Source organism: Bacillus cereus group sp. Sample62, assembly GCF_036851315.1.
Taxonomy (GTDB): Bacteria; Bacillota; Bacilli; order Bacillales; family Bacillaceae_G; genus Bacillus_A; species Bacillus_A wiedmannii.
The window spans coordinates 2,605,237-2,626,643 of the sequence record NZ_JAFLPK010000001.1 but is presented as its reverse complement, the minus strand read 5'-3'; the positions used below and the strand labels follow the sequence as shown (position 1 = coordinate 2,626,643).

Sequence of the window (21,407 nt, the reverse complement as noted above, 5' to 3'; positions counted from 1 at the left end):
GGAATGTGCGCTTACCGGGGAAATAATAGAATAGTTAGAAATTAATTTCCGAAAGGGGGACTTATGTGAAGTATATTGAAATTGGCTTCGGAAATAGGTGGTTCGTTCGAACAGAAACTGAAAATAAAGATGGAACTGAATTTGAGGAACGAGGAATTATAAAACCTATTTATTTTGAGTCACTATATGTACGAATGTGGTTTCGGAAAACGTGTTTTATTTTTGATACGAAAGAAGGGTTTAAAAAAACTAAGAAGAGGAGGATTGAATATAAATTTATAGTTGGAATTGTAAGTAGAATAAATAAAGAAAAAGTGTGCTGATATACATTATTATATTGACCAGGAAATTCTTTGGACTTATATCAAATTCATAAAAAGCAATTTTACTAAATATAAATTGTTAATAAAACCACTAAAAATTATTATCAAGACCTAAAAGCTAAAAATCCTAAAAAAATAAAGGTGAGCGCATATTAGTCATGTATAATATGTACTCACCTTTATTTTCTTGTTCAAAGCACCCGTTAGTCACTCATGGAACATGGAATAAAGTGTGGTATTGATTTAAAATAAAGTTTGATAATTTATAAAAAAGATTGATAAAACCCTGTATTAATATAAGGTTTTTCTTTTGCCCCTTAAATTTCAGTTGTATTGTTCAATTAAAGGGCCAGATTGTTGAGGAAACAGGAATAATAAGAATACTCAAAAGATTGTTTGTGAAGTGTTACACTTAAACTAACGGGCAGTTTAGCTTAAGTACATTTTTTCACAAATTTAAAGGGGGAAATTTCCCCATTTTTTATACCAGCTTAACGTTGATTCGGGAATATTGAACTTCGCTACCTGCTAATTGAATTCTACTTCATCTGGAGACCTTTAAATTAAAATGTTTCCTTTCTTCTGACAGACTTATTAAATTTCGAAAACAATCAATTCAATCATCTTTTCATATAGAAAAACTTATTAAGAAACATGCACTAGAAAAAATATAAATCATATATAGGAGATATCCCGTTTGAATGCTTGAGGAGGATATTATGAAACCTATGTTACCTAGTGAAAAATATTTCGGTAATTTAGAACTAGTTTATGCATTTTATGGGGCTATGCCTACAGGTGTTACTGTTTCAGAAACCGGTCGTCTTTTCATTTGCTTTCCGAAGTGGGGAGACGATGTTAAATTTACGGTGGCGGAAATTTTTGAGGATAAATTGCAGCCTTATCCTAATTTACAAACCAATTTGGCTAACCCCGAGAATATCCCAATGACTTTCATCAGTGTCCAAAGTGTAGTTGCTGATGGAAGGGGAACGCTTTGGATATTAGATACAGCGGCACCCAATTTTTCTGAACCTATTAAAGGGGGGGCAAAATTAGTCGCTGTTGATTTAGAAACCAATACAATAAGAAAAGTATATACCTTTACAGAAGATGTTGTCCTGCCTACAACTTATCTGAATGATGTCCGTTTTGATTTTCGTGTTGGAAAAGCAGGTTATGCCTATATAACGGATTCTCCTTCAAGAGGACCAGGAGCTATTATCGTCGTAGATTTATCAAATGGAAACGCGTTTAGACGGTTAAATGGAGCAAATTCAACTTCACCCGATCCCTATTTTTTACCGAAAGTAGAAGGTCAAATTTTAATGAATCGAAACAAAGACGGTTCAACTTTTCCATTTAGGTTGGCGTCTGATAGTCTTGCGATTTCTCCCGATGGAAAGATATTATTTTTTGCTCCACTAACCAGTCGGCATTTGTTCTCGATCTCAACAGAAGCCCTGAGAGACAGAACGATACCGGACATGAATTTACCTTATCATGTGGAGTATTGGGGAGAAAAAGGTGCGTCTGATGGAATGATCACCGATGCAAAGGGAACTGTTTATGCTGGAGATTATGAAAACAACAGTATCCGTAAGATATTGCCAAATGGCATAATGGAAACTATCGCACATGATCCGAGAATTTTGTGGCCGGATACTTTTTCAATTGGTCCGGATCAATATTTGTATGTCATTGTGAACCAATTACATCGACAGCCTAGATTTCATTATGGAAAAGACTTACGACAGAAACCTTATAGTTTACTTCGTATCAAAATTGATGAATTTCCTGCTCCGACCTTTTCATAATAAAAATAGTCAATTAATTGTTTTCATTGATAGAAAATGATCAAACTTTTTTATAAAACCAAAACATAAACCTGCTGGATAAGAATCCATTTTGATCAATCTTTTTCAAAATGGATTCTTTTTATTTACCATAGAATACGGGTTAACACGATATTTTTAATCAAACTTTATTTTAAAATTACGAAGAAACTCATGAATGTTTTAAAAAATATGGTGAAGTAGTAATACCCGAACTTATGAGTGAAATTAATGAAAAGTTAAAATGGGATGTTGTTAGTTATGTAGATCATAAGGAGTATGCTTTATGGCCACTACTAAAATATTTTAAAAAGATAATTAAACAAGATTCACAAGAATGGAAAACGCGAGGTTTAGAACTGTATAAATTATCTAGTGTAGCAGATATAAAGGGGAGTAATAGAGCCTCGTACGATATACAAAAAGAAATTGCAACTGCTGCAGTAAAAAGTGGGATTAATGATATATGGCAAGTTAGACAACATGATGAAGAATTTCGTTTCTCGTTAAATTTAATATATAATCAATTATTTGATTTTGTGGAGATTGCTACTGATATTGAAGAGTTAATTTCTATTTGGATATTAAGTTTTGGGATATTATCTTGGTATCACAAAGAAGACCGAGCAGGATTAAAACATATTTATTTCAAATGTATAAATAAAGGTAAAGAAATAGGCGCTGAAGAAATTGAAAGCCTATTAGCGGATTTATCACCAGAACAAGTAAAGATTGCTTTTTATCAAGAAAGTAAGGAATATTTAAAAATACAAAATCAAACTGATTATGATCAAAGAAGCAAATTAGAAGAAAGTGAATTAAAAGCGATTCTAAGTGAAATGAAAGAGGAGGAAATAATAGAGTTTTTAAAATTTGAAAAGAATTCATTGATGAGATGGACTTCAATTAATATTGCTTGGGATATTATTGAAAATCGTGGTGAGATTTCTAAGGACATTGCTGAAGAATTTACTGAAATTATTTTAAGTAGATTGGAGAGTTATTCTTGGGAAAATTCGGGGTGTATAAGCATTGTTGAAAAAATTAAAAATATATTAAAAGAAGATTTTTTATGGGATTTGGCGGAATATAATATAAAAAATCTTGATGACGATGACAATGACAATTATTATACTTGTAGCTCGAATATGGAGTTTCTGTTGCAATACGCAGGAGATTTATTATCTATAGATATTGTGAAATATATGTTCGATGAAGAGTTGAAATGTCACTATATGTGGCTAACTGGATGTGGACATATAAGCTTTAATTTTGAAATTGCTCCTTCAACTAGCTATTTACCTCAGCCTAAAGATATTAAGGAACTTGTTTGTAATATTCTATTTGAAGATTTTTCATTGAAAATCTCAATAGCTCTTTCAAATATTTCTTGATTAATACAAAATCTTTCTGTTATCCAATAATTAAGTTCAGAAGATATAAGGCTTTGTTCTATTTTCTTACCTTGGGAATATTGTTTTAAAACATTATTATTAATAGAAGTCGGAATGCCATCGATATAACCGAAAATCTGAATTTTCTTTAATACAGGAGATATACGCCAATCATTAGACTTTGTAATGATTTCTTTCATACTTGATAAATGTATTGGCTCTGTATGTAAAACTTCTGCTGGACCTGGATTGCTAGTAATCTTTATCTTATTATTTGAGACTTCATAAGTGAAAGTTTCTCGTACATTACTTACTTGAAATGATTTATAAAGTGGATAAGCTTGGAATAAAGGCGCACAGTAACCAACATCGACATAATATGGTTTGTCTAAGTTAACTCGTAAACATAAATGTCCAGGGTCTATATACATATAATGAACATCAAAACCAAGATTGGATAGTAACCAATGGAATCCAATTGAGTGCGTCCAACAAGTACCGCCCAAACCTTTTGTTGTAATACGGTTTATGTATGTCTCAATGGAAGGAAATAATCCCCTGTTTCATTACCTTTTTCCTAGTCAATTATTTTAGTAAGAGTTTCCCACTTTACTTTTTCTTGATGAGCTTTAATAAGCTCATTTAAAAAATTTAAGCTAGTAGGCTGTTTTGTAGCACCTAAAAATGATAGAAAGCTATTTACTAGTTGTTCTTGAGACATTTTCTTATCCTTTCTATATAGGAATTGTTATTGGTATTATTATACAATAAATGTCAGGAAATACAGTTATTTATAGAGTAGGAGAGAATTATATGTCTATGTCGCTATATTATAAAAAGATCCGGGAGCAATTAGGCCATGAACTAATTCTAATACCGAGTGTAGCTGCAGTTATTAAAAATGAGCAGGGAGAAATCTTATTTCAATATCCTGGAGGAGAATACTGGAGCTTGCCAGCTGGAGCAATTGAACCTGGAGAAACTCCAGAAAAATCGGTAGTTCGGGAAGTTTGGGAAGAAACAGGATTGAAAGTGCAAGTAAAAAAACAAAAAGGGGTATTTGGAGGAGAAGAGTACCGTCATACATATCCGAATGGTGATGAAGTAGAATATATAGTTGTTGTGTTTGAGTGTGAAGTTACTAGTGGCGAGCTAAAATCGATAGATGGTGAATCTTTAAAACTACAATATTTCTCTTTATCTGAAAAGCCGCCTTTAGCGTTACCATACCCAGATAAAATATTTTCATAGATGTAAAATAGCACACCTTACTTATTGAAGGTGTGCTATTTATATAACCCCGCTGTATACATCTCAGTTAACGTATGCACAATCTCTTCTAAGTCAATCTTTTTATCATTCTGCACAATCGTCCAAAGAAACATCTCATTCATAGCGAACCAAGCACGAGCTACAATTTCTTTATTTAATTCAGGATGTGCTAATCCACCTTCTTGAGAGTATGTAATATCCTGCGCAATACTGTTTATAAAGCGTTCCCGTATCTCGTCCCATTTTTGACGTATCTCTTTTGATAATCCTATAGCTTCCTGAACAACTTGCAATATAGCTCGTTCTTTTTCTGCTAGTTGTAGGAATGCTCTAACTTGATTTTGAATCATTTTATGTGCTTCTTCTTTCGTTTGAGGCGAAAAGGAACGCTCAGCAATATCATAAAATTGATTCATGACATCTTCCATTAAAACGATAAGGAGATCATCTTTGTTTTTAAAGTATACATATGCTGTTCCGTAACCAGTTTCTGCATGTTTAATAATTTGTGTAATTGTCGTTTTTTGAAATCCATTATGTATAAAAATAGTGTAACCGGCGTGTAATAGTTTCTTCTTTGTTTCTAAGGAGCGGTGTTTTCTTGATGAAAGAGTATTGTTTTTCAAAGAATCACCTCTTTATACTGAAATATCTGAAAATATAACTGTATTGTAAAAGAAATTCATATATAAAGTCAACTGACACAATATCATTGACGTTATATCAACTAAGGTGATATATTTCAATTAGTTAGAATAAAAAGAAAATTAAAAGAAGGTGACACCATGTATAAAGAACCATTTCAATCAACTTATGAATATGCGCTTGAATGTGATAAACATGATGAACTGAAAGATTTTCAAACTGAATTCTATAAAAAAGAAGGAACTATATATTTAGATGGAAACTCATTAGGACTCCTTTCAAAAAGAGCAGAAAAATCGTTACTTACGTTACTCGATTCATGGAAGGAACATGGTATTGACGGTTGGACAGAGGGTGAGCATCCGTGGTTTTTCCTTTCGGAGAAATTAGGTGAATTGACAGCACCTCTTATTGGAGCTTTACCGGAAGAAACAATTGTAACCGGTTCCACTACTACGAATATACACCAAGTTATTGCGACGTTTTATGAGCCGAAAGGAATACGCACAAAAATCCTTGCTGATGAATTAACATTTCCATCAGATATATATGCACTTCAAAGTCAAATTCGTTTAAAAGGATTAGATCCAGATGAGCATTTAGTACGAGTGAAAAGCCGAGATGGTAGAACACTTTCTGAAGATGATATTATTCACGCAATGACAGATGATATCGCGTTAATTTTATTACCTTCTGTACTATATAGAAGTGGCCAAATTCTTGATATGAAACGTTTAACAGCGGAAGCGCATAAGCGTGGTATTCATATTGGATTCGATTTATGTCATTCAATCGGTTCTATTCCGCATCATTTCAAAGAATGGGATGTTGATTTCGCTATTTGGTGTAATTACAAATATTTAAATGCAGGACCTGGTGGAGTTGCGGGCCTTTATATAAATAAAGAGCATTTTAATAGACTTCCTGGATTATCAGGGTGGTTTAGTTCTAGAAAAGATAAGCAGTTCGATATGGAACATATATTAACAGCTGCTGATCATGCAGGTGCTTATCAAATTGGCACACCGCACGTATTAAGTACAGCACCTTTAATTGGTTCTCTTGAAATATTTAAAGATGCTGGTATAGAACGTTTACGTGAAAAATCGCTACATATAACAAGATATATGCTTAATTTAATTGATCATGAATTAAAAGATTTCGGATTTACAATTGGCAATCCATTAGAAGATGAACAACGAGGCGGACACATTTATTTAGAGCACGCTGAAGCAGCACGCATTTGTAAAGCGTTAAAAGCAAATGGAGTTATCCCTGATTTCCGTGCACCTAATGGAGTAAGACTTGCGCCAGTTGCTTTATATAATACATACGAAGAAGTATGGCATTCTGTTCAAATTTTAAAGAAAATCATGAAAGATGAAGAATATAAGCAGTTTGAAAATAAGCGAGAGGTTGTGGCATAAACATGAAATCATCAGAGTGGATTGATATTTCACAACCGCTAAATAATGATATTGCCACTTGGCCAGGCGATACACCGTTCTCGTATGAAGTTTCATGGTCAAAAGAAGAAAGTGGTTCAGTAAATGTCGGAAAGTTAACGATGAGTATTCATACAGGTACTCATATTGACGCACCGTTTCATTTTGATAATGATGGAAAGAAAGTAATAGATTTAGATGTTCAAGTTTATGTCGGTCCAGCACGGATCATTGATGTTTCTAATCTTGAAAGCATTGGGAAAAAGGAATTAGAAAACTTTCATTTAGAAGGCGTAGAACGCTTGTTGTTACGCACATCTTCACATGGTAAAGCTAATGAATTCCCAGTTGTAATCCCGCATTTACGTGCTGATATCGCACCCTTTCTTTCTGAAAAGGGAATTCGTTTAATTGGGGTTGATGTACCATCAGTTGATCCATTAGATGATAAAGAATTAGCAGCGCACCATCAATTGTTTAAACATGGCATACACATTTTAGAAAATGTCGTACTAGATCATGTAGCAGACGGTGATTATGAATTAATCGCATTACCACTTGCCTTAACAGATGCAGATGGAAGTCCAGTTCGAGCAGTTATTAGACCATTATAAGTAGAAATATATAAAAGGGGCGTTTGGCTAATATGAAAGAAATCGAAAAGGTAATTATGGAAAAAGGAATTCATACGGACTTTAAAGAGAATATGACGTACGGGGAGTATTTACAATTAGATAGTTTACTATCTTCTCAAAAGAGATTATCAGATCATCATGATGAAATGTTATTCATCGTGATTCACCAAGCAAGCGAGCTTTGGATGAAATTAATTTTACATGAGTTAAATGCAGCAATTGAATCTATTAAACAAGATAAATTACAACCAGCTTTTAAAATGTTAGCACGTGTATCAAAAATTCAGTCGCAAATCATTCAATCTTGGGATATTCTTGCGACATTAACACCATCTGAATATATTGAGTTTCGTGATTCACTCGGTCAAGCCTCAGGGTTTCAATCGTATCAATATCGTATGATTGAGTATGCACTTGGCTATAAAACACCGCACGCATTAAAAATTTATGAAAAGGATCCAGAATTACACGCTCGACTTCATACAGCACTACATGCACCAAGTTTGTATGATGTGGCAATTCAAGCTCTTGTAAAAGAAGGATTCCCTATTCATAAAGATGTGTTAAATCGTGATATTACGCAGCCTTATGAAGAAGATGCAACGGTAGAAGCGGCATGGATAGAAGTGTATGCAGATGTGAAGAAATATTGGGATTTATATCAGCTTGCTGAAAAATTAATCGATATTGAAGACTGGCTACAACAATGGCGTTTCCGTCATATGAAAACGGTAGAACGTATTATTGGTCATAAAATGGGAACAGGTGGATCTTCTGGTGTATCTTATTTGAAAAGGGTACTTGATCAATGTTTCTTCCCAGAGCTTTGGAATGTTCGTACGAAATTATAAAAAACAAACCTGTCAGTTTATTACTGACAGGTTTGTTTTTTATTTGAACACATTTATGATTTAATTAAAGCTACAAGGTATAATAAATAAGGTAATGATTTAATTGGAGGTAAAGTTTTGGATTTCAAGCAACTAGAAAATAAATTTGAAAAGAAAAAAGTAAATACATTTCTCGTTTATCAAAAAGGTGAGTTAACAACTGAGTATTATAAAACGTTAGAGTGTGAAAATAATCTATTTAAAATAAATTCGATTACAAAAAGCATTGTATCCATATTAATAGGTATTGCAATCGATAAAGGATATATAAATGATATACATACACCAATTACAAAATGGATTCCAAATATACCAGAAGAAAAAAACGAATTAACAATTTATCATCTATTAACGATGACTACAGGTGAAGAGTGGAAAGAGTTCGGAAATGGAGTAGTGTTCCCAAATGATTTTGTAGAATCGGAAAACTGGGTGCAATACATATTAGAAAAAACAAAAATTGAAAAACCCGCTACAAAAATGAATTATAACTCAGGGTCTTCGCATTTGCTTAGTTATATTATTCAAGAAGCTACTGGAATGTCGACAGAACAATTTGCAAAAAGATATTTATTTGATCCGTTAGAAATTACCGAATATGAGTGGCAACAAGATCCTCAAGGCATACATGTCGGTGGTTTCGGTATGAAAATGAAATCTAAAGATTTATTAAAGCTCGGAATATTATGTTTGCAGAATGGATATTGGCAGGGGAATGAAATTGTATCATCGAAATGGTTAGAAGAATCAAGTACACCTCTATTTGAAACGTATGAACATGTCGGGGCATATGGATATCACTGGTGGGTATTGAATAACGAAAGATTTCACATACCGTATTGTATGTACTTTGCTATGGGGTACGGCGGACAATACATCGTTATCATACCTCAATTAGAGCTTGTTGCTGTAATAAGTAGTCATATGCCAAAACGTGGACTCGTTCCATTGAAATTATTTATTGAACATGTACAAGAGAATGATAAGTTGAAATAAGAAGAGGAGAGAATGTATGAGAAGTGTAAAAACATTATCTTTATTTAGACTATGTTTAAGTCTTCTAGCATGTAGCGCCATTATTACGCAATTTATAATAAGGGCACAAGTGAAACCGTTCAATCCAGTTAACTTTTTTAGTTTCTTTACGATCGAAAGTAACATTTTAGTTGTATGTATTCTCCTTTTAAGTAGCATTGGAACAGCTACATTTGGTCGGTCAGAGCAGTTTAGTATACTTCGTGGTGCCGCAACTGTATATATACTTACGACAGGACTCATTTATTTTTTGCTATTAAGAGGATTAGAAGAATCACTTCAAACCGCAATACCATGGGTAAATACGGTGCTACATTATATCATGCCAATTGCCATGCTTTTAGATTGGATTATAAATCCACCTAGTAAGAAAATCACTTGGAAACAAGCTGCAAGTTGGCTCTTATTCCCGTTCTTTTACGTTGTGTACAGCTTAATACGTGGCACGATTGTGAATTGGTATCCTTATCCATTTTTAAATCCGAGAATAGGCGGATATGGTAGAGTGCTTTTATACAGTATAGGGATAGCGATTGTAATTGGTGCTATTTGTATATTGGTAAGATTTTTAGGGAATCGAGATTTTAGGAAAGAATTTTAGAAATGAAAGAAACCCCACTGTTAAAATGTTAACAGTGGGGTTTCTTTCATTTTATCTACTCGTCTTATGAAACGACATTTTTAAAAATTTATCCGTCTTCGTTTCAAACTCAACATCAACAAAAACACCATATTCTTTTCCATTTTCACGTAGCCACAATTTAAATTTTTCAACTGTTATTTGAACGGTTTTTGGTTTTCTACCTATATGAAGATAATCAATAATCTCCGCTTTTGGGTATTGTTCTTTCGTCTTTTCTACAGCAAGTTTACCCCATTTTGCATACGGTGGCTGCGCATGAACAATTGATGGACCGATATATATATTTGAACATGTTGTTATGAACAGAATAACGAGGGCGACACGCTTTAATAACAATTTCTTCATGATGAACTCCTTTTATCCTTTTTTCATATTGTTTACATATTTTTTCAACGATATGAGTTTGGATTTTTTTGTCTTCTTTACATAAAAGCGAGGCTTTTACAAAACATAACCAAGAAATCATTTCCGTAATTAAGGAGGGAAAATTATGCGTCAAAAAGCTATTTTTAAAATAGCAGTTTTACTTGCGTTCATAGGACTATCTTTGATGGTCAGTAGTATACAACTAAAGAATGTAGAAGCTTTTTCTAATCAAGTCATTCAAAGAGGAGCATCTGGCGAAGATGTCATTGAGCTGCAATCTCGTTTGAAATATAACGGATTTTATACGGGAAAAGTGGATGGTGTTTTCGGATGGGGTACATACTGGGCACTTCGAAATTTTCAAGAGAAATTTGGACTACCTGTTGATGGTTTAGCTGGAGCTAAAACGAAGCAAATGCTCGTGAAGGCAACTAAGTATGACAAGTCAACTGCTAATAAAGGAACGACTACGAATAAAGGAAATAGTGGTGGTACTGCACAAGAAAATAAACCACCTCAAAATAAAGGGACAAATGTTCCAAATGGTTATTCTCAAAATGATATTCAGCTCATGGCAAACGCAGTATATGGAGAATCTCGTGGTGAGCCGTACTTAGGGCAAGTTGCAGTAGCTGCGGTTATTTTGAATCGTGTTACAAGTGCATCGTTCCCAAATACCGTTTCGGGTGTAATCTTTGAGCCAAGAGCATTTACAGCAGTAGCAGACGGACAAATATATTTAACGCCAAATGAAACAGCGAAAAAAGCTGTATTAGATGCAATAAATGGATGGGATCCAACAGGAAACGCATTGTATTATTTCAATCCAGATACTGCAACAAGTAAATGGATTTGGACTCGTCCACAAATTAAAAAGATTGGGAAACATATTTTCTGTAAATAGAGCGGAGGTGGAATTGTGTTACGAGGTATTGTAATCGTATTATTAACAATCGGTGTAGTTGGAACTGGATACTGGGGCTATAAAGAGCACCAAGAGAAGAATGCAGTATTAATTCGAGCAGAAAATAGCTATCAACGTGCGTTTCATGATTTAGCATACGAAGTTGATTTGTTGCACGATAAAATTGGAACAACGCTTGCAATGAATTCGCGTGCATCTTTATCACCTGCATTAGCAGATGTATGGCGTTTAACATCTGAAGCTCGTTCGGATGTAGGACAACTTCCTTTAACATTAATGCCTTTTAATAAAACGGAAGAATTTTTAGCGAATATCGGCGATTTTAGTTATCGTGCAGCCATTCGTGATTTAGAAAAAGAACCGTTAAATGATCAAGAATACAAAACGTTGGAAACTTTATATTCAAATGCAGGAAATATACAAGATGAGTTACGAAAAGTACAGCATCTAGTTTTGAAAAATAATTTACGCTGGATGGATGTTGAGATGGCACTCGCATCAAATCGTGATCCTGCAGACAACACAATTATTGACGGATTAAAAACAGTAGAGAAAAACGTAACATCGTATTCATCTACAAACTTCGGACCGACCTTTACTAGTGCACAAAAAAATAAAAAAGGCGGATTTGAAGCAGAAGGGAAAGCAATCTCTAAAGATGAAGCAGCGAAAATTGCAAAATCATTTTTGAACTTAAAAGGAAATGAAAAAGTAGATGTTGAGAAAAGCGGAAAAGGTGCGAAAGAATCTTTCTATAGTGTGAAAATTAAAGATAAAGCAACGAATAATGAGTTTTATATGGATATTACCGGAAAAGGTGGATATCCAATTTGGGTAATGAATAATCGAGAAATTAAAGAGCAGAAAATTAGTTTAAACGATGCTGGTAGTAAAGGTTTGACATTTTTAAAAGACCATAAATTTAATAATATGGAGCTTTATGATAGCTCGCAATATGATAATGTTGGTGTATTTACGTATGTAGTAAATGAGAATGGCATACGAATTTACCCAGAAGCAATCCAAATGAAAATTGCTTTAGATGACGGTTCCATCGTTGGATTTTCCGCAAAAGAATATTTAGCATCACACCAAAAACGAACAGTTCCCTCAGCAAAGCTAACTGCAGCAGAAGCAAGAAAGAAAATCAATCCAGATGTTAAAGTTATGGAAGAACGTAAAGCTGTAGTTGTAAATGATTTGCATAATGAAGTACTTTGCTATGAATTTATAGGTACTTTAGGGAAAGATACGTACCAAATTTTCATTAATGCAAATAGCGGAGCAGAGGAAAAAGTGAAGAAAATGCAAGCTGTTGAAAAAATTTATGATTAAACTTTAATAGTAAAGTGGTGAGAATAATGAAAATCCTAATATATTTGTTGATGCTTTGCTTTTTTATAACAGGATGCAGTATTGGAAAAAAGGACAATCCAAACGAAAAACCAGAGCAAAAAAATGTTTCGACGAAAAATGTTAATTATACGAACAAACCAAATAAGCCAAATGAAAAAGCAGCGGACCATTTAGCATCTTTAGCCGCGAGTGTGCCAGGTGTGAATGATGCAACAGCGGTAGTTGTGGGGAAATATGCTATTGTAGGTATTGATGTAAAAGCGAAACTTGATCGAACTCGCGTGGAGTCCATTAAATACTCTGTAGCAGAAAGTTTAAAAAACGATCCGGATGGTGCTAATGCAGTCGTTGTAGCGGATGTTGATACGTATGAACGACTCAAACAAATTGGAAAGCAAATTAAAAAAGGCAAAACAGGTGAAGGTATACTTGATGAGTTAGCAGCAATTGTTGGCCGAGTAATGCCACAAGTTCCAAATGACATGATTGAAAATCGAGAAACGAATCCAATTAAAGATAATGATAAACAATTACCAAAAGATGAAGAACAAGAACTAAGAAAAGAACAGAATGACCAATCAAATAATCATTTGAATAAATAAAGTTAACCCCGTACTTAATTGTACGGGGATTTTTCAATATAATATTTAATATTCAGTTTATTTTTAAGGGAATATATGGTTTAATTATGATGGGAGGGACAACTGTTATGATGAAAAAAAGCGCATTAATAGTATGTAGTTTATGCTTAGGTTTCAGTATGACAGCGTGTGAACAAAAGAAAGAAGTGAAAAAACAAACAGCGACTTCTTCTACTGTGTTGGAAAGTGAGAAGAAAGAGCCTATCAATATAAATCATTTCTCGAATATAAATGAAGGAATGACTTATATAGAAGTGAAAGATGTAATTGGTTTTGATGGTAATTTACTTATAGAAGAAGGTGTAGAAGATTCTACACAAATTAAACAAATTTTTTCATGGAAGGGAAGCGATCCAACTTCATTAGTTGAAATTACCTTTTTAGATGGAAAAGTGCATTCAAAAGCGCAGCAAGGTTTAAGTTAATAAGTTGAAAAATGGGAGAGTTTCGCATGAACATACATACAGGGGAAATTCAATTAGTTCCGTATAAGCAGAAATATAAAGAAGTTATACAAACATTCACTTTACCAAGTGAACAAGTTCAATTCACATCAGATCCAGGTGAATTATTGGAGAAAGCAAAAAGTGATCGAACAAAAAATGTGATTGTTATTTTAGATTACAATGGGGTACCTGTTGGTCTTTTCGCATTGCAAACGGGAGATAGAGTACAGGAGTTTACAGATAATGAAAGCGCTCTACTTTTAACTTCGTTTTCTATAAATCAAAATAGACAAAGAAAAGGATATGCTAAAAAGTCATTGGCTTTATTACAAGAGTTTGTAAAACGTTATTTTCCGATGAAAAATGAAGTTGTACTTGCTGTGAATGAAAAAAATATTCCGGCACAAAATTTATATGAAAAAGTCGGCTTCCAAGATAAAGGTTTTAGAAGAATGGGACCAATTGGTCAACAAATCATAATGCATTTATCTATCATGAAATAATAATAAAAAAACTTACTCTTGCATAACAAAGTAGTAAGTTTTTTTATTTAGAACGATAAGAGAATATGTATGAAAAGGCTATATTTAAGAGTCAAGAAATTATAGCTAGTTACATAAAAAAATAAAGATACTTGAAAAACTTTAAATTTAGTAAGTTCTACAATCATTAAATAATACTTTTTGGGGGTGTAGCTTTATGGAATTTATTCAATTACTAAAGAAAGATGACTTATTTAATAAGGCCATAGATGTTTTTTGGAAAGAATGGGGTGAGGAAGGTGGGCGTGCATTTTATGAAGATTGTATGATTAATGCTTTAACTGATCCAAATGGCATACCGAGTTTTTACATTGCAAAAGTAGATGATAAGATTGTCCGAACGTATGCATTAATTCGCAATGATTTAAATAGTCGTCAAGATTTGAGCCCGTGGTTAGTGTGTTTGTAGATGAAAAATTTAGGGGCAACTCTATAGGAGCAAAATTGTTGAATCATGGACTGCTAGAAGCTGCAAAGAGAGGGTATCAATTTCTTTATCTTACTTCAGATCTTAACGGATATTATGAAAAATATGGATGGGAAGAAATTGGAGTTGCTTATGGGCCTAGTGGCGGGTACATACCTTTGTTTAAAAAGTCAACGGCTCTATAACAAAATCACTTTTTATTCAACAAACAGGTGCTTTCGTTAAATGAAATTAAACACCAAGAACCTTACTACAATAAAATGTAGCAAGGTTCTTATAGGTTATATTAAATAACTTTACATCAACTTTGAAACACATTTAAACGAGGAGAAATGATATGACAATTTATATTGCATTACTAAGAGGAATCAATGTAGGCGGGCATAAGGTAATCAAAATGGTGGATTTAAAACAAATGTTTGAATCAATAGAGTTAAAACAAGTAAAAACATATATTCAAAGCGGTAATATCGTGTTCGAATCTGAAAAAGATATTGATTTTTTAAATAAACGAATACAATCGGAAATTAAAAATGTTTTTGGTTTTGATGTTCCAGTCATGTTAAGAACACATGATGAATTTATAAATATTATAAAAAGTTGTCCTTATGAAGCCGATTCATTGCTAGAAGGTGAAAGTATACATGTTGCTTTCTTAGCAAATGAACTTTCTGAAAAAGAAAAAGATCAGCTGCTTATGCAAAAAAATGAGACTGAAGATTGCTATATTCATGAAAAAGTTGTGTATTTATTTTTCAAAAATAGCATTCGAAATTCTAAATTAATGAACCAGTTTCAGAAGTTACATACACCAGCTACAGTAAGAAATTGGCGGACTGTGAATAAATTAAAAGCGATAGTTGAGGGTATGTAAAGAAATACGGTAAAGTATATTGGAATACGATTGACAATAGACTAACATCTACAGAAAAGAAAACTCTTAGAGACGTATTACTTAGGGTAGATAAATGTTTAAGAGACTATGGTTATAGTATAAAATAAAACGAATTAAGGGGTAGGTAAGATGGGGAAATTTTTGAAAGACCAAAAGGTAGTTGCATTTACATTAGAGGGGTTAGCACCATGTACAGTTATAAGAGTTGGTTGGATTTTTATCATGGTAGAAGTAGAAGAAACGAAGCACCTATACTCACTTACAAAAGGTAAGATAACGTCTATAGAAGAGGATAAACACTATCTTTTAGAAGAGAGTTTTGAAGAAGGGGTTTTTGATATTGGTAGAGTTTTTGGTGCGATTGAAACAACAGACATGGAACTTGCAAAGAAATCATTTGAAGAAAATGAAGACTTCAAGAAATACGAAGATTTTCACAATCCATCAGAAGGGAAACTGTATGGTGGAGAGTACTATACTACAATCAAAACAGGTAAAGAGTTACTAGAACAATACTTTAATCGAGAAGGAATAGAGCTTAATGGTACAAATTAAATTAGATGTGAAAACAGTTAAAAGTCAAATCTTATTTATGTTAGGTATATAGACTAATAAAAATTTTTTATATTTTATTATTTGGAGGACAAAATAATGGATTTGGTTAACAAATTTTTAAACGGCTTGAGAGCAGCATTATCAACAGATGATCTCGAAACACTAAATAAAGCGTGCGGTGCTACAAAAGAGGATATTGATACATTAAGGTCAGAATATCCAAATTGTCCAGAATCACTAATCTCTTTTCTTGAAAATATTGATGGTACATATTGGCGGAAATATGGAGAAGACAAAGTTGCGGTATGTATTTTAGGCTCAGATGTTGAAGAGTATCCATATTATTTGCTTTCTACACAGCAGATGCTCGAAAGTTCAAAAGAAGAAGAAGACGTATCCTATCTTTTAGAATACCAAGATGACGAGGATGCTGTTGATTCTAAGATAAATCCAAAAGGACTTCTCCCTGGCACTTATATTCATTTTTCAGACTGTATGAACAATGGTGGAACATCAAGACTCTATATTGATTTTAACCCTTCTGATGAAGGTGTATGTGGTCAAATCATTCGTTTTTTGCACGACCCTGATGAATATGAAGTGATTGCAAACAGCTTTGATGAATATTTACAGAATCTTATTGATGGTGATTTTAATTTTCTAGAAGAAGAATCTCAATAATTTGTCTACAAACTCATTTAAAAGGTTAGAAATTAAACAACTTTAAAGAGCCTTACTACAATATGATTTGTAGCGAGGCTCTTATATTTTTTGGTCAAAATTAAATAACATTATTATCACTTTACAAAATCTCATCTTTTTATTTATATTGTTTTGCGACTATAAGTTCGACGATAGGATAAATAAAGAATGAAGAGCAAAGTGCGATAAAAAGAGGAAGATTCTTTATTTCATCGAGTAATAGGAATGCAAATCCTTCTGATAATATTAAAATAAAAAACATAAGGCATATAAGTGCAAAATAAGCGATTTTAAAGCTTTTATATTGAATTTGTTGTCCCATTTCATCTTTGCTTTCTTCTGATACTCCGTTTGGATCTCCCCACGTAATATGATTGATGAGGTAGCTAATTATTATAGCGCTGGCGAAGATTGTTCCGCCTAAAATCGTACCTTCAGAGATGTATTTAAAGGCTCCATGTATTAGTACTCCAAGTAACGATAAAACGATTGTTAGTAAAATGAAATTTTTGCGATTCATATTAGAAATGACACCTCCATAGTTGTAAAAAACTCTTTACACCAATAGTATAAAATTGGAAAAGTATTATGTCAAATACTTTTTACATAAAGGGACAAGAATATGATATTTTGTTTTTACGATTAATAAAAAATTACATTACATTTGAATGTAAAAGAATGGGCTCGCATATATTTGGAAGGGATGTCAGATTAATTTAGGGGGTAGTTATGTCTATTCTATTAAAAGCTGGTGCTGATGCAGGAAATAACGGTTTGAAGTTAATGGTGAAAGGGCAAGACCCTATTTTTATTCCGAGTATATATTCTTTATATATAGGAGAGCCTACAGGATTATTAGATGAGAGTGATGTTTCATTATCCGAATTAGAAAATCACATTGATGTGACCATTAGTTCTCCATCGCTAATGTTAAATAATGTGCGGTATATCGTTGGTGAAAAAGTCATTCAAGATCAATTAAAAGGTACTGAGGTTGAGAAGAAATCAAATAAGTCAACTGATGAGTTAATGGTTATTACAATTCTATCTGGTTTAGCGGTGAGTGCTATGCGTCAAAGTCCAACTTCTAGTCATATTAATATTCGTTATGATTTATCTGTTGCTCTTCCTATGCAGCTTATTACACAAGAAATAGCTGCGGAAAATGCGAAACGTTATATGGGCAATCATAAGGTTGTTTTCCATTATCCAAACGGACGTGATGTGACAATTAATATTTCAATCGAATATTGTAAATGCCTGCCTGAGGGCGCTTCTGGTACGTGGGGCATTGTATATGATGAAGAAGGAAATGTAGTGAAACATAAAATAGAATGTGAACAAAATCAAGTTTCAGAAATTGATTTTGTTGATAAAACTTTATTGTCTTTTGATATTGGTGCAGGGACGACAGAAGAAGTGGTTTCACTAGGTGTGAACTTTAGACCACAACTAAGTAAGGGCTTATCATACGGTGTGAAAGAAACGTTACTACAAATTATTACAAGATGGAACCGGAAGTATCCAACAAAGACGATTGATAGTATTACAGAGTTTAACCAAATTTATTTACATGAAAAGCACCCAAGAAATGCGTTACTAGTTGAAGAATCACAACCAGCATTATTAGGTTTAGCAGCGCGTGTCGCAACGGATATCATAAACAAAATTGATGACATGAAAGACGATCCATACGTATTTATTTATGGCGGGGGCGCAGTAATTATTAAAAACAGTTTAAAAATGATTTTAAAACAAAAAGGACGACTAACAAATGTAATCTTTGTAGATAATCCGTTATTTACAAATGCACGTGGATTATTAGTCTACACTTGTTCGCCAAAATATAGAGAGCATAAGCAAAAAGAGTTAGGATTTACAAACTTAACGATAAGTTAGTTGGTGGAAGTATGCGATCTAGGCGATATAAACGTGGTGATCGAGTAAAAATCAATATTCATAAATCAGTATCACCTGAAATGATTGCATGGCTGAATAAACAATCAAACCCAACCAATTTCTTTTTCTTTGCAGCGCAGCAACTCTTTAAACAAGTAGGAGATATTGATGTGTCAAAAGCTATACCAGGTAGCCATGTTTTCTCATTATACGTGGAGCCATCATCTTTATTAAAGGTCGAAGTAAATCCCTTTAAAAACGTGCCACTAGAAGCTAATAAATCCACCGATACTATAAAAAAAAAATCATGGGAATCTGTTGATCAATTAGATTGTCCGTTTTTTTAAACATAGAGAAAATAAGTATTGCCCATCACTATACATACGGATACAGTGATGGGCTTTTTTACATGTAACGAATAGAAGGGGGCACAAATTATGGTGTGCTCCTTCTATTCGTTATTTATCTATATTTTAGATGTATGTTCAGTAACTGCATGAATGATGTCTGCCCAGTCATCAGGATGATTTTCATGTCCTGCGCCTTCAAGGGTTAGTAGGACTGATTTAGGAATTTCATCAATAAGTGCGAGACCATGTTCAAAAGGGAGTGCTGTATCGTCTGTTCCGTGGATAACTAATGTAGGTGCTTGTATTGAGTGAAGCACACCGTCATAAGCATCATCACCTTGAAGTAAAGCGTGATTAAACATACTTAATAGATTGTTTGCGCGTTCTATTTCTTGTTTTACTTGATTATAGACTCTTTTTTCATCAAATGTTCGTTTGGATCCACATAATAGGCGAGATCCGGAAACTAAATATTCTGCTACAACATTTTCATTTGTCCAATCTAAATGCGTGCCATTTGCGTGATGTGTTAAAATTCTTTCGTCCATCGGAGGTAAATCGCGCGTATTATCGTCAGAGCCTATTATACTTGTAGCTAATAATGTTAACGTTAAAATTCTTTCGGGATGTTTTACAGCAGCAATTTGAGCGATCATACCACCTAATGACATACCAAATAGATGTGCTTTATCAATATGATAAGCATCGAGTACCCCAATTGCATCTTCAGCCATATTTGTAACTGTATAATTGGAAGTTCCAGGCTCATATGTAACAGAGCATCCTACATCACGGTTATCAAAACGAATAACAAATTTCCCCGTGTTAGCCAACTGTTCACAAAACTCTTCATCCCAATAAATCATTGAACACGTAGCACCCATAATTAATAAAATAGCTGGGTTTTTAGGGTTCCCAAAGCTTTCTGTACATATATCAATCCCGTTTATTTTAAATATCTTTTCAGTCATAGAGTTCTCCCCATTTCTTTTGAATGTAATTGAAAATACAGTTTTGAACGATTCTAAGGTGAGTGTACGTTTCTTTATGGAATTCATAATGCTTCTTACGTAATTACCCCCAAAAATAAGTTTATGATAATTTAAGGCAAAAAATTTTGAGAAATATTTATATGTTATTAAAATAAATAGCAAGGAGGAATGGAAATGAAAACAATTGTTATAGATCAATATGGTAATGTTGAAGAATTAAAAGAAAGAGAAGTTTTAAAACCAATTGTTAAAGGTAACGAGGTATTGATACGCATTCTCGCAACATCTATTAATCCTGTTGATTGGAAAATAAGAAAAGGAGACTTACAAGAACAGTTGCGATTTTCATTTCCAATTATTTTAGGGTTGGATGTAGCTGGGGTAATTGAAGAAGTTGGGGAAGAGGTAGAGTGCTTCAAAGTAGGAGATAAAGTATTTACGAAACCTGAAAATATAGGGAAGGGCTCTTATGCTGAATTCATTACAGTAAAATCGGATTTAGTATCCTATATGCCTACTAATCTAAGTTTCGAAGAGGCAGCTTCTATTCCTCTGGCAGGACTTACAGCGTGGCAAAGTCTTGTAGATTACGCAAAAATAAAAGAACATGACAGAGTACTCATTCATGCTGGAGCTGGTGGAGTTGGAAGTTTGGCAATCCAAATCGCAAAATCATTTGGAGCTTTTGTTGCGACAACTGCAAGTAGTAAGAATGAAGAGTTTTTAAAGTCTTTAGGAGCAGATCTCGTTATTGATTATAAAAAAGATAAATTTGAAGAATTATTATCAGATTTCGATATTGTATTAGATACAATAGGTGGCGAAGTACAAGAAAAAAGCTTTCAAATTATAAAATCTGGTGGTGTGTTAGTTTCGATTGTTCATGAGCCCATTCAAAAAGTAAAAGGGATAAAATCAGGGTTTTTATGGCTAAAACCAAACGGGAAGCAATTAGAAGCATTATCAAAATTAATTGTACACGGAAAAATAAAGCCAATTATAAGTAAAGTTGTGCCTTTTAATGAAGAGGGGGTTAGAGAAGCTCATATTTTGAGTGAAGGTCAACATGTTAGAGGTAAAATTGTAATAAAAGTCGGAGAATAATGAAGATAGTGGCTTGTAGAGAAAGTGAAGTTGAACCACAAAAAACTCAGAGAGAAATACTATCCCAAAAGTCACATTTTCATTTTGGAT

At 33.4% G+C, this 21,407-nt stretch carries 24 protein-coding genes and 2 pseudogenes; 21 read left to right on the top strand and 5 right to left on the bottom strand.

From position 1 onward, the window contains the following. Positions 1 to 65 precede the first annotated feature (65 nt). The 3 genes from J0835_RS13250 to J0835_RS13240 all read left to right on the top strand — a co-directional run bounded on the left by J0835_RS13250 (position 66) and on the right by J0835_RS13240 (position 3,552). Positions 66 to 323 (top strand): DUF3977 family protein, encoded by a 258-nt coding sequence (locus J0835_RS13250; protein ID WP_087980631.1) that lies wholly within the window; start codon positions 66 to 68, stop codon positions 321 to 323. A gap of 719 nt (positions 324 to 1,042) precedes the next feature. Next, positions 1,043 to 2,140 (top strand): L-dopachrome tautomerase-related protein, encoded by a 1,098-nt coding sequence (locus J0835_RS13245; RefSeq protein ID WP_087980630.1) that lies wholly within the window; start codon positions 1,043 to 1,045, stop codon positions 2,138 to 2,140. 236 nt (positions 2,141 to 2,376) lie between these two features. Then, positions 2,377 to 3,552, top strand: coding sequence for a hypothetical protein (locus tag J0835_RS13240; protein ID WP_242250104.1), 1,176 nt, complete (start codon positions 2,377 to 2,379; stop codon positions 3,550 to 3,552). Here J0835_RS13240 and J0835_RS13235 read toward each other — a convergent pair. Further along, positions 3,462 to 4,273 (bottom strand): annotated as a pseudogene (locus J0835_RS13235) (arylamine N-acetyltransferase). The gene J0835_RS13240 and the pseudogene J0835_RS13235 overlap by 91 nt on opposite strands. Before the next feature lie 92 nt (positions 4,274 to 4,365). On the opposite strand from J0835_RS13235, the gene J0835_RS13230 reads away from it, so the two are divergent. Further along, positions 4,366 to 4,803 (top strand): NUDIX hydrolase, encoded by a 438-nt coding sequence (locus J0835_RS13230; RefSeq protein ID WP_087980628.1) that lies wholly within the window; start codon positions 4,366 to 4,368, stop codon positions 4,801 to 4,803. Between the two features lie 35 nt (positions 4,804 to 4,838). Here J0835_RS13230 and J0835_RS13225 read toward each other — a convergent pair whose 3' ends face one another. Beyond that, on the bottom strand, positions 4,839 to 5,450 hold the full coding sequence (locus J0835_RS13225) for a TetR/AcrR family transcriptional regulator (protein ID WP_087980627.1): 612 nt from the start codon (positions 5,448 to 5,450) through the stop codon (positions 4,839 to 4,841). Positions 5,451 to 5,609: 159 nt separating this feature from the next. On the opposite strand from J0835_RS13225, the gene kynU reads away from it, so the two are divergent. The 5 genes from kynU (at position 5,610) to J0835_RS13200 (ending at position 10,075) form a co-directional block, all read left to right on the top strand. After that, complete coding sequence (kynU, locus tag J0835_RS13220; RefSeq protein ID WP_087980626.1) at positions 5,610 to 6,896, top strand: kynureninase; 1,287 nt, start codon at positions 5,610 to 5,612, stop codon at positions 6,894 to 6,896. 2 nt (positions 6,897 to 6,898) lie between these two features. Then, complete coding sequence (gene kynB / locus J0835_RS13215; protein WP_087980625.1) at positions 6,899 to 7,528, top strand: arylformamidase; 630 nt, start codon at positions 6,899 to 6,901, stop codon at positions 7,526 to 7,528. A gap of 32 nt (positions 7,529 to 7,560) precedes the next feature. Beyond that, a complete protein-coding gene (gene kynA, locus J0835_RS13210; RefSeq protein ID WP_087980624.1) occupies positions 7,561 to 8,400 on the top strand; it encodes a tryptophan 2,3-dioxygenase in 840 nt (279 codons plus the stop codon). 117 nt (positions 8,401 to 8,517) lie between these two features. Continuing rightward, the gene (locus tag J0835_RS13205) at positions 8,518 to 9,435 is read left to right on the top strand and encodes a serine hydrolase domain-containing protein (RefSeq protein ID WP_087980623.1); all 918 of its coding nucleotides are present in this window, start codon (positions 8,518 to 8,520) and stop codon (positions 9,433 to 9,435) included. Positions 9,436 to 9,451: 16 nt separating this feature from the next. Continuing rightward, entirely contained in the window at positions 9,452 to 10,075 is a 624-nt protein-coding gene (locus J0835_RS13200) for a Pr6Pr family membrane protein (RefSeq protein ID WP_087980622.1), read from the top strand. 51 nt (positions 10,076 to 10,126) lie between these two features. Here J0835_RS13200 and J0835_RS13195 read toward each other — a convergent pair whose 3' ends face one another. Beyond that, positions 10,127 to 10,462 (bottom strand): DUF3889 domain-containing protein, encoded by a 336-nt coding sequence (locus J0835_RS13195; RefSeq protein WP_087980621.1) that lies wholly within the window; start codon positions 10,460 to 10,462, stop codon positions 10,127 to 10,129. Positions 10,463 to 10,607: 145 nt separating this feature from the next. Between J0835_RS13195 and sleB the strand changes: the two genes are divergently transcribed. From sleB to J0835_RS13150, 9 genes and pseudogenes are all read left to right on the top strand, one after another. Then, positions 10,608 to 11,387 carry a spore cortex-lytic enzyme gene (sleB, locus tag J0835_RS13190; RefSeq protein ID WP_001249053.1) on the top strand — a complete coding sequence of 260 codons (780 nt, stop codon included), beginning with the start codon at positions 10,608 to 10,610 and terminating at the stop codon, positions 11,385 to 11,387. 15 nt (positions 11,388 to 11,402) lie between these two features. Continuing rightward, positions 11,403 to 12,743, top strand: coding sequence for a germination protein YpeB (gene ypeB, locus J0835_RS13185; protein WP_087980620.1), 1,341 nt, complete (start codon positions 11,403 to 11,405; stop codon positions 12,741 to 12,743). 26 nt (positions 12,744 to 12,769) lie between these two features. Then, positions 12,770 to 13,366: a YhcN/YlaJ family sporulation lipoprotein gene (locus tag J0835_RS13180; RefSeq protein WP_087980619.1), complete on the top strand. Its 597-nt coding sequence runs from the start codon at positions 12,770 to 12,772 to the stop codon at positions 13,364 to 13,366. 107 nt (positions 13,367 to 13,473) lie between these two features. Next, a complete protein-coding gene (locus tag J0835_RS13175) occupies positions 13,474 to 13,830 on the top strand; it encodes a hypothetical protein (protein WP_087980618.1) in 357 nt (118 codons plus the stop codon). A gap of 26 nt (positions 13,831 to 13,856) precedes the next feature. After that, positions 13,857 to 14,354, top strand: coding sequence for a GNAT family N-acetyltransferase (locus tag J0835_RS13170; protein ID WP_087980617.1), 498 nt, complete (start codon positions 13,857 to 13,859; stop codon positions 14,352 to 14,354). Between the two features lie 196 nt (positions 14,355 to 14,550). After that, positions 14,551 to 15,005, top strand: a pseudogene (locus J0835_RS13165) (GNAT family N-acetyltransferase). Positions 15,006 to 15,157: 152 nt separating this feature from the next. Then, positions 15,158 to 15,694, top strand: a complete 537-nt coding sequence (locus tag J0835_RS13160; protein ID WP_087980616.1) for a DUF1697 domain-containing protein — start codon at positions 15,158 to 15,160, stop codon at positions 15,692 to 15,694. Between the two features lie 150 nt (positions 15,695 to 15,844). Further along, on the top strand, positions 15,845 to 16,270 hold the full coding sequence (locus tag J0835_RS13155) for a hypothetical protein (RefSeq protein WP_087980615.1): 426 nt from the start codon (positions 15,845 to 15,847) through the stop codon (positions 16,268 to 16,270). A 96-nt stretch (positions 16,271 to 16,366) separates the two neighbouring features. Beyond that, on the top strand, positions 16,367 to 16,951 hold the full coding sequence (locus tag J0835_RS13150) for an SMI1/KNR4 family protein (protein WP_140386774.1): 585 nt from the start codon (positions 16,367 to 16,369) through the stop codon (positions 16,949 to 16,951). Positions 16,952 to 17,090: 139 nt separating this feature from the next. Here J0835_RS13150 and J0835_RS13145 read toward each other — a convergent pair whose 3' ends face one another. Further along, positions 17,091 to 17,492 carry a hypothetical protein gene (locus tag J0835_RS13145; protein WP_087980613.1) on the bottom strand — a complete coding sequence of 134 codons (402 nt, stop codon included), beginning with the start codon at positions 17,490 to 17,492 and terminating at the stop codon, positions 17,091 to 17,093. A gap of 209 nt (positions 17,493 to 17,701) precedes the next feature. Between J0835_RS13145 and J0835_RS13140 the strand changes: the two genes are divergently transcribed. Both J0835_RS13140 and J0835_RS13135 read left to right on the top strand, forming a co-directional pair. Next, the gene (locus tag J0835_RS13140; protein WP_046954076.1) at positions 17,702 to 18,871 is read left to right on the top strand and encodes a ParM/StbA family protein; all 1,170 of its coding nucleotides are present in this window, start codon (positions 17,702 to 17,704) and stop codon (positions 18,869 to 18,871) included. Positions 18,872 to 18,882: 11 nt separating this feature from the next. After that, complete coding sequence (locus J0835_RS13135; RefSeq protein WP_087980612.1) at positions 18,883 to 19,218, top strand: hypothetical protein; 336 nt, start codon at positions 18,883 to 18,885, stop codon at positions 19,216 to 19,218. A gap of 119 nt (positions 19,219 to 19,337) precedes the next feature. Here J0835_RS13135 and J0835_RS13130 read toward each other — a convergent pair whose 3' ends face one another. Further along, positions 19,338 to 20,192, bottom strand: a complete 855-nt coding sequence (locus J0835_RS13130; protein ID WP_087980611.1) for an alpha/beta fold hydrolase — start codon at positions 20,190 to 20,192, stop codon at positions 19,338 to 19,340. A gap of 195 nt (positions 20,193 to 20,387) precedes the next feature. On the opposite strand from J0835_RS13130, the gene J0835_RS13125 reads away from it, so the two are divergent. Further along, entirely contained in the window at positions 20,388 to 21,317 is a 930-nt protein-coding gene (locus J0835_RS13125; protein ID WP_087980610.1) for an NADP-dependent oxidoreductase, read from the top strand. The last annotated feature ends 90 nt before the right edge of the window (positions 21,318 to 21,407 follow it).

Coding starts and splice junctions, on each gene's coding strand:
- J0835_RS13245 (WP_087980630.1), top strand. CDS start 1,043: ATGAAACCTATGTTACCTAGTGAAAAATATTTCGGTAATTTAGAACTA.
- J0835_RS13240 (WP_242250104.1), top strand. CDS start 2,377: ATGAGTGAAATTAATGAAAAGTTAAAATGGGATGTTGTTAGTTATGTA.
- J0835_RS13230 (WP_087980628.1), top strand. CDS start 4,366: ATGTCTATGTCGCTATATTATAAAAAGATCCGGGAGCAATTAGGCCAT.
- kynU (WP_087980626.1), top strand. CDS start 5,610: ATGTATAAAGAACCATTTCAATCAACTTATGAATATGCGCTTGAATGT.
- kynB (WP_087980625.1), top strand. CDS start 6,899: ATGAAATCATCAGAGTGGATTGATATTTCACAACCGCTAAATAATGAT.
- kynA (WP_087980624.1), top strand. CDS start 7,561: ATGAAAGAAATCGAAAAGGTAATTATGGAAAAAGGAATTCATACGGAC.
- J0835_RS13200 (WP_087980622.1), top strand. CDS start 9,452: ATGAGAAGTGTAAAAACATTATCTTTATTTAGACTATGTTTAAGTCTT.
- J0835_RS13195 (WP_087980621.1), bottom strand. CDS start 10,462: ATGAAGAAATTGTTATTAAAGCGTGTCGCCCTCGTTATTCTGTTCATA.
- sleB (WP_001249053.1), top strand. CDS start 10,608: ATGCGTCAAAAAGCTATTTTTAAAATAGCAGTTTTACTTGCGTTCATA.
- J0835_RS13180 (WP_087980619.1), top strand. CDS start 12,770: ATGAAAATCCTAATATATTTGTTGATGCTTTGCTTTTTTATAACAGGA.
- J0835_RS13175 (WP_087980618.1), top strand. CDS start 13,474: ATGATGAAAAAAAGCGCATTAATAGTATGTAGTTTATGCTTAGGTTTC.
- J0835_RS13170 (WP_087980617.1), top strand. CDS start 13,857: ATGAACATACATACAGGGGAAATTCAATTAGTTCCGTATAAGCAGAAA.
- J0835_RS13160 (WP_087980616.1), top strand. CDS start 15,158: ATGACAATTTATATTGCATTACTAAGAGGAATCAATGTAGGCGGGCAT.
- J0835_RS13155 (WP_087980615.1), top strand. CDS start 15,845: ATGGGGAAATTTTTGAAAGACCAAAAGGTAGTTGCATTTACATTAGAG.
- J0835_RS13150 (WP_140386774.1), top strand. CDS start 16,367: ATGGATTTGGTTAACAAATTTTTAAACGGCTTGAGAGCAGCATTATCA.
- J0835_RS13145 (WP_087980613.1), bottom strand. CDS start 17,492: ATGAATCGCAAAAATTTCATTTTACTAACAATCGTTTTATCGTTACTT.
- J0835_RS13140 (WP_046954076.1), top strand. CDS start 17,702: ATGTCTATTCTATTAAAAGCTGGTGCTGATGCAGGAAATAACGGTTTG.
- J0835_RS13135 (WP_087980612.1), top strand. CDS start 18,883: ATGCGATCTAGGCGATATAAACGTGGTGATCGAGTAAAAATCAATATT.
- J0835_RS13130 (WP_087980611.1), bottom strand. CDS start 20,192: ATGACTGAAAAGATATTTAAAATAAACGGGATTGATATATGTACAGAA.
- J0835_RS13125 (WP_087980610.1), top strand. CDS start 20,388: ATGAAAACAATTGTTATAGATCAATATGGTAATGTTGAAGAATTAAAA.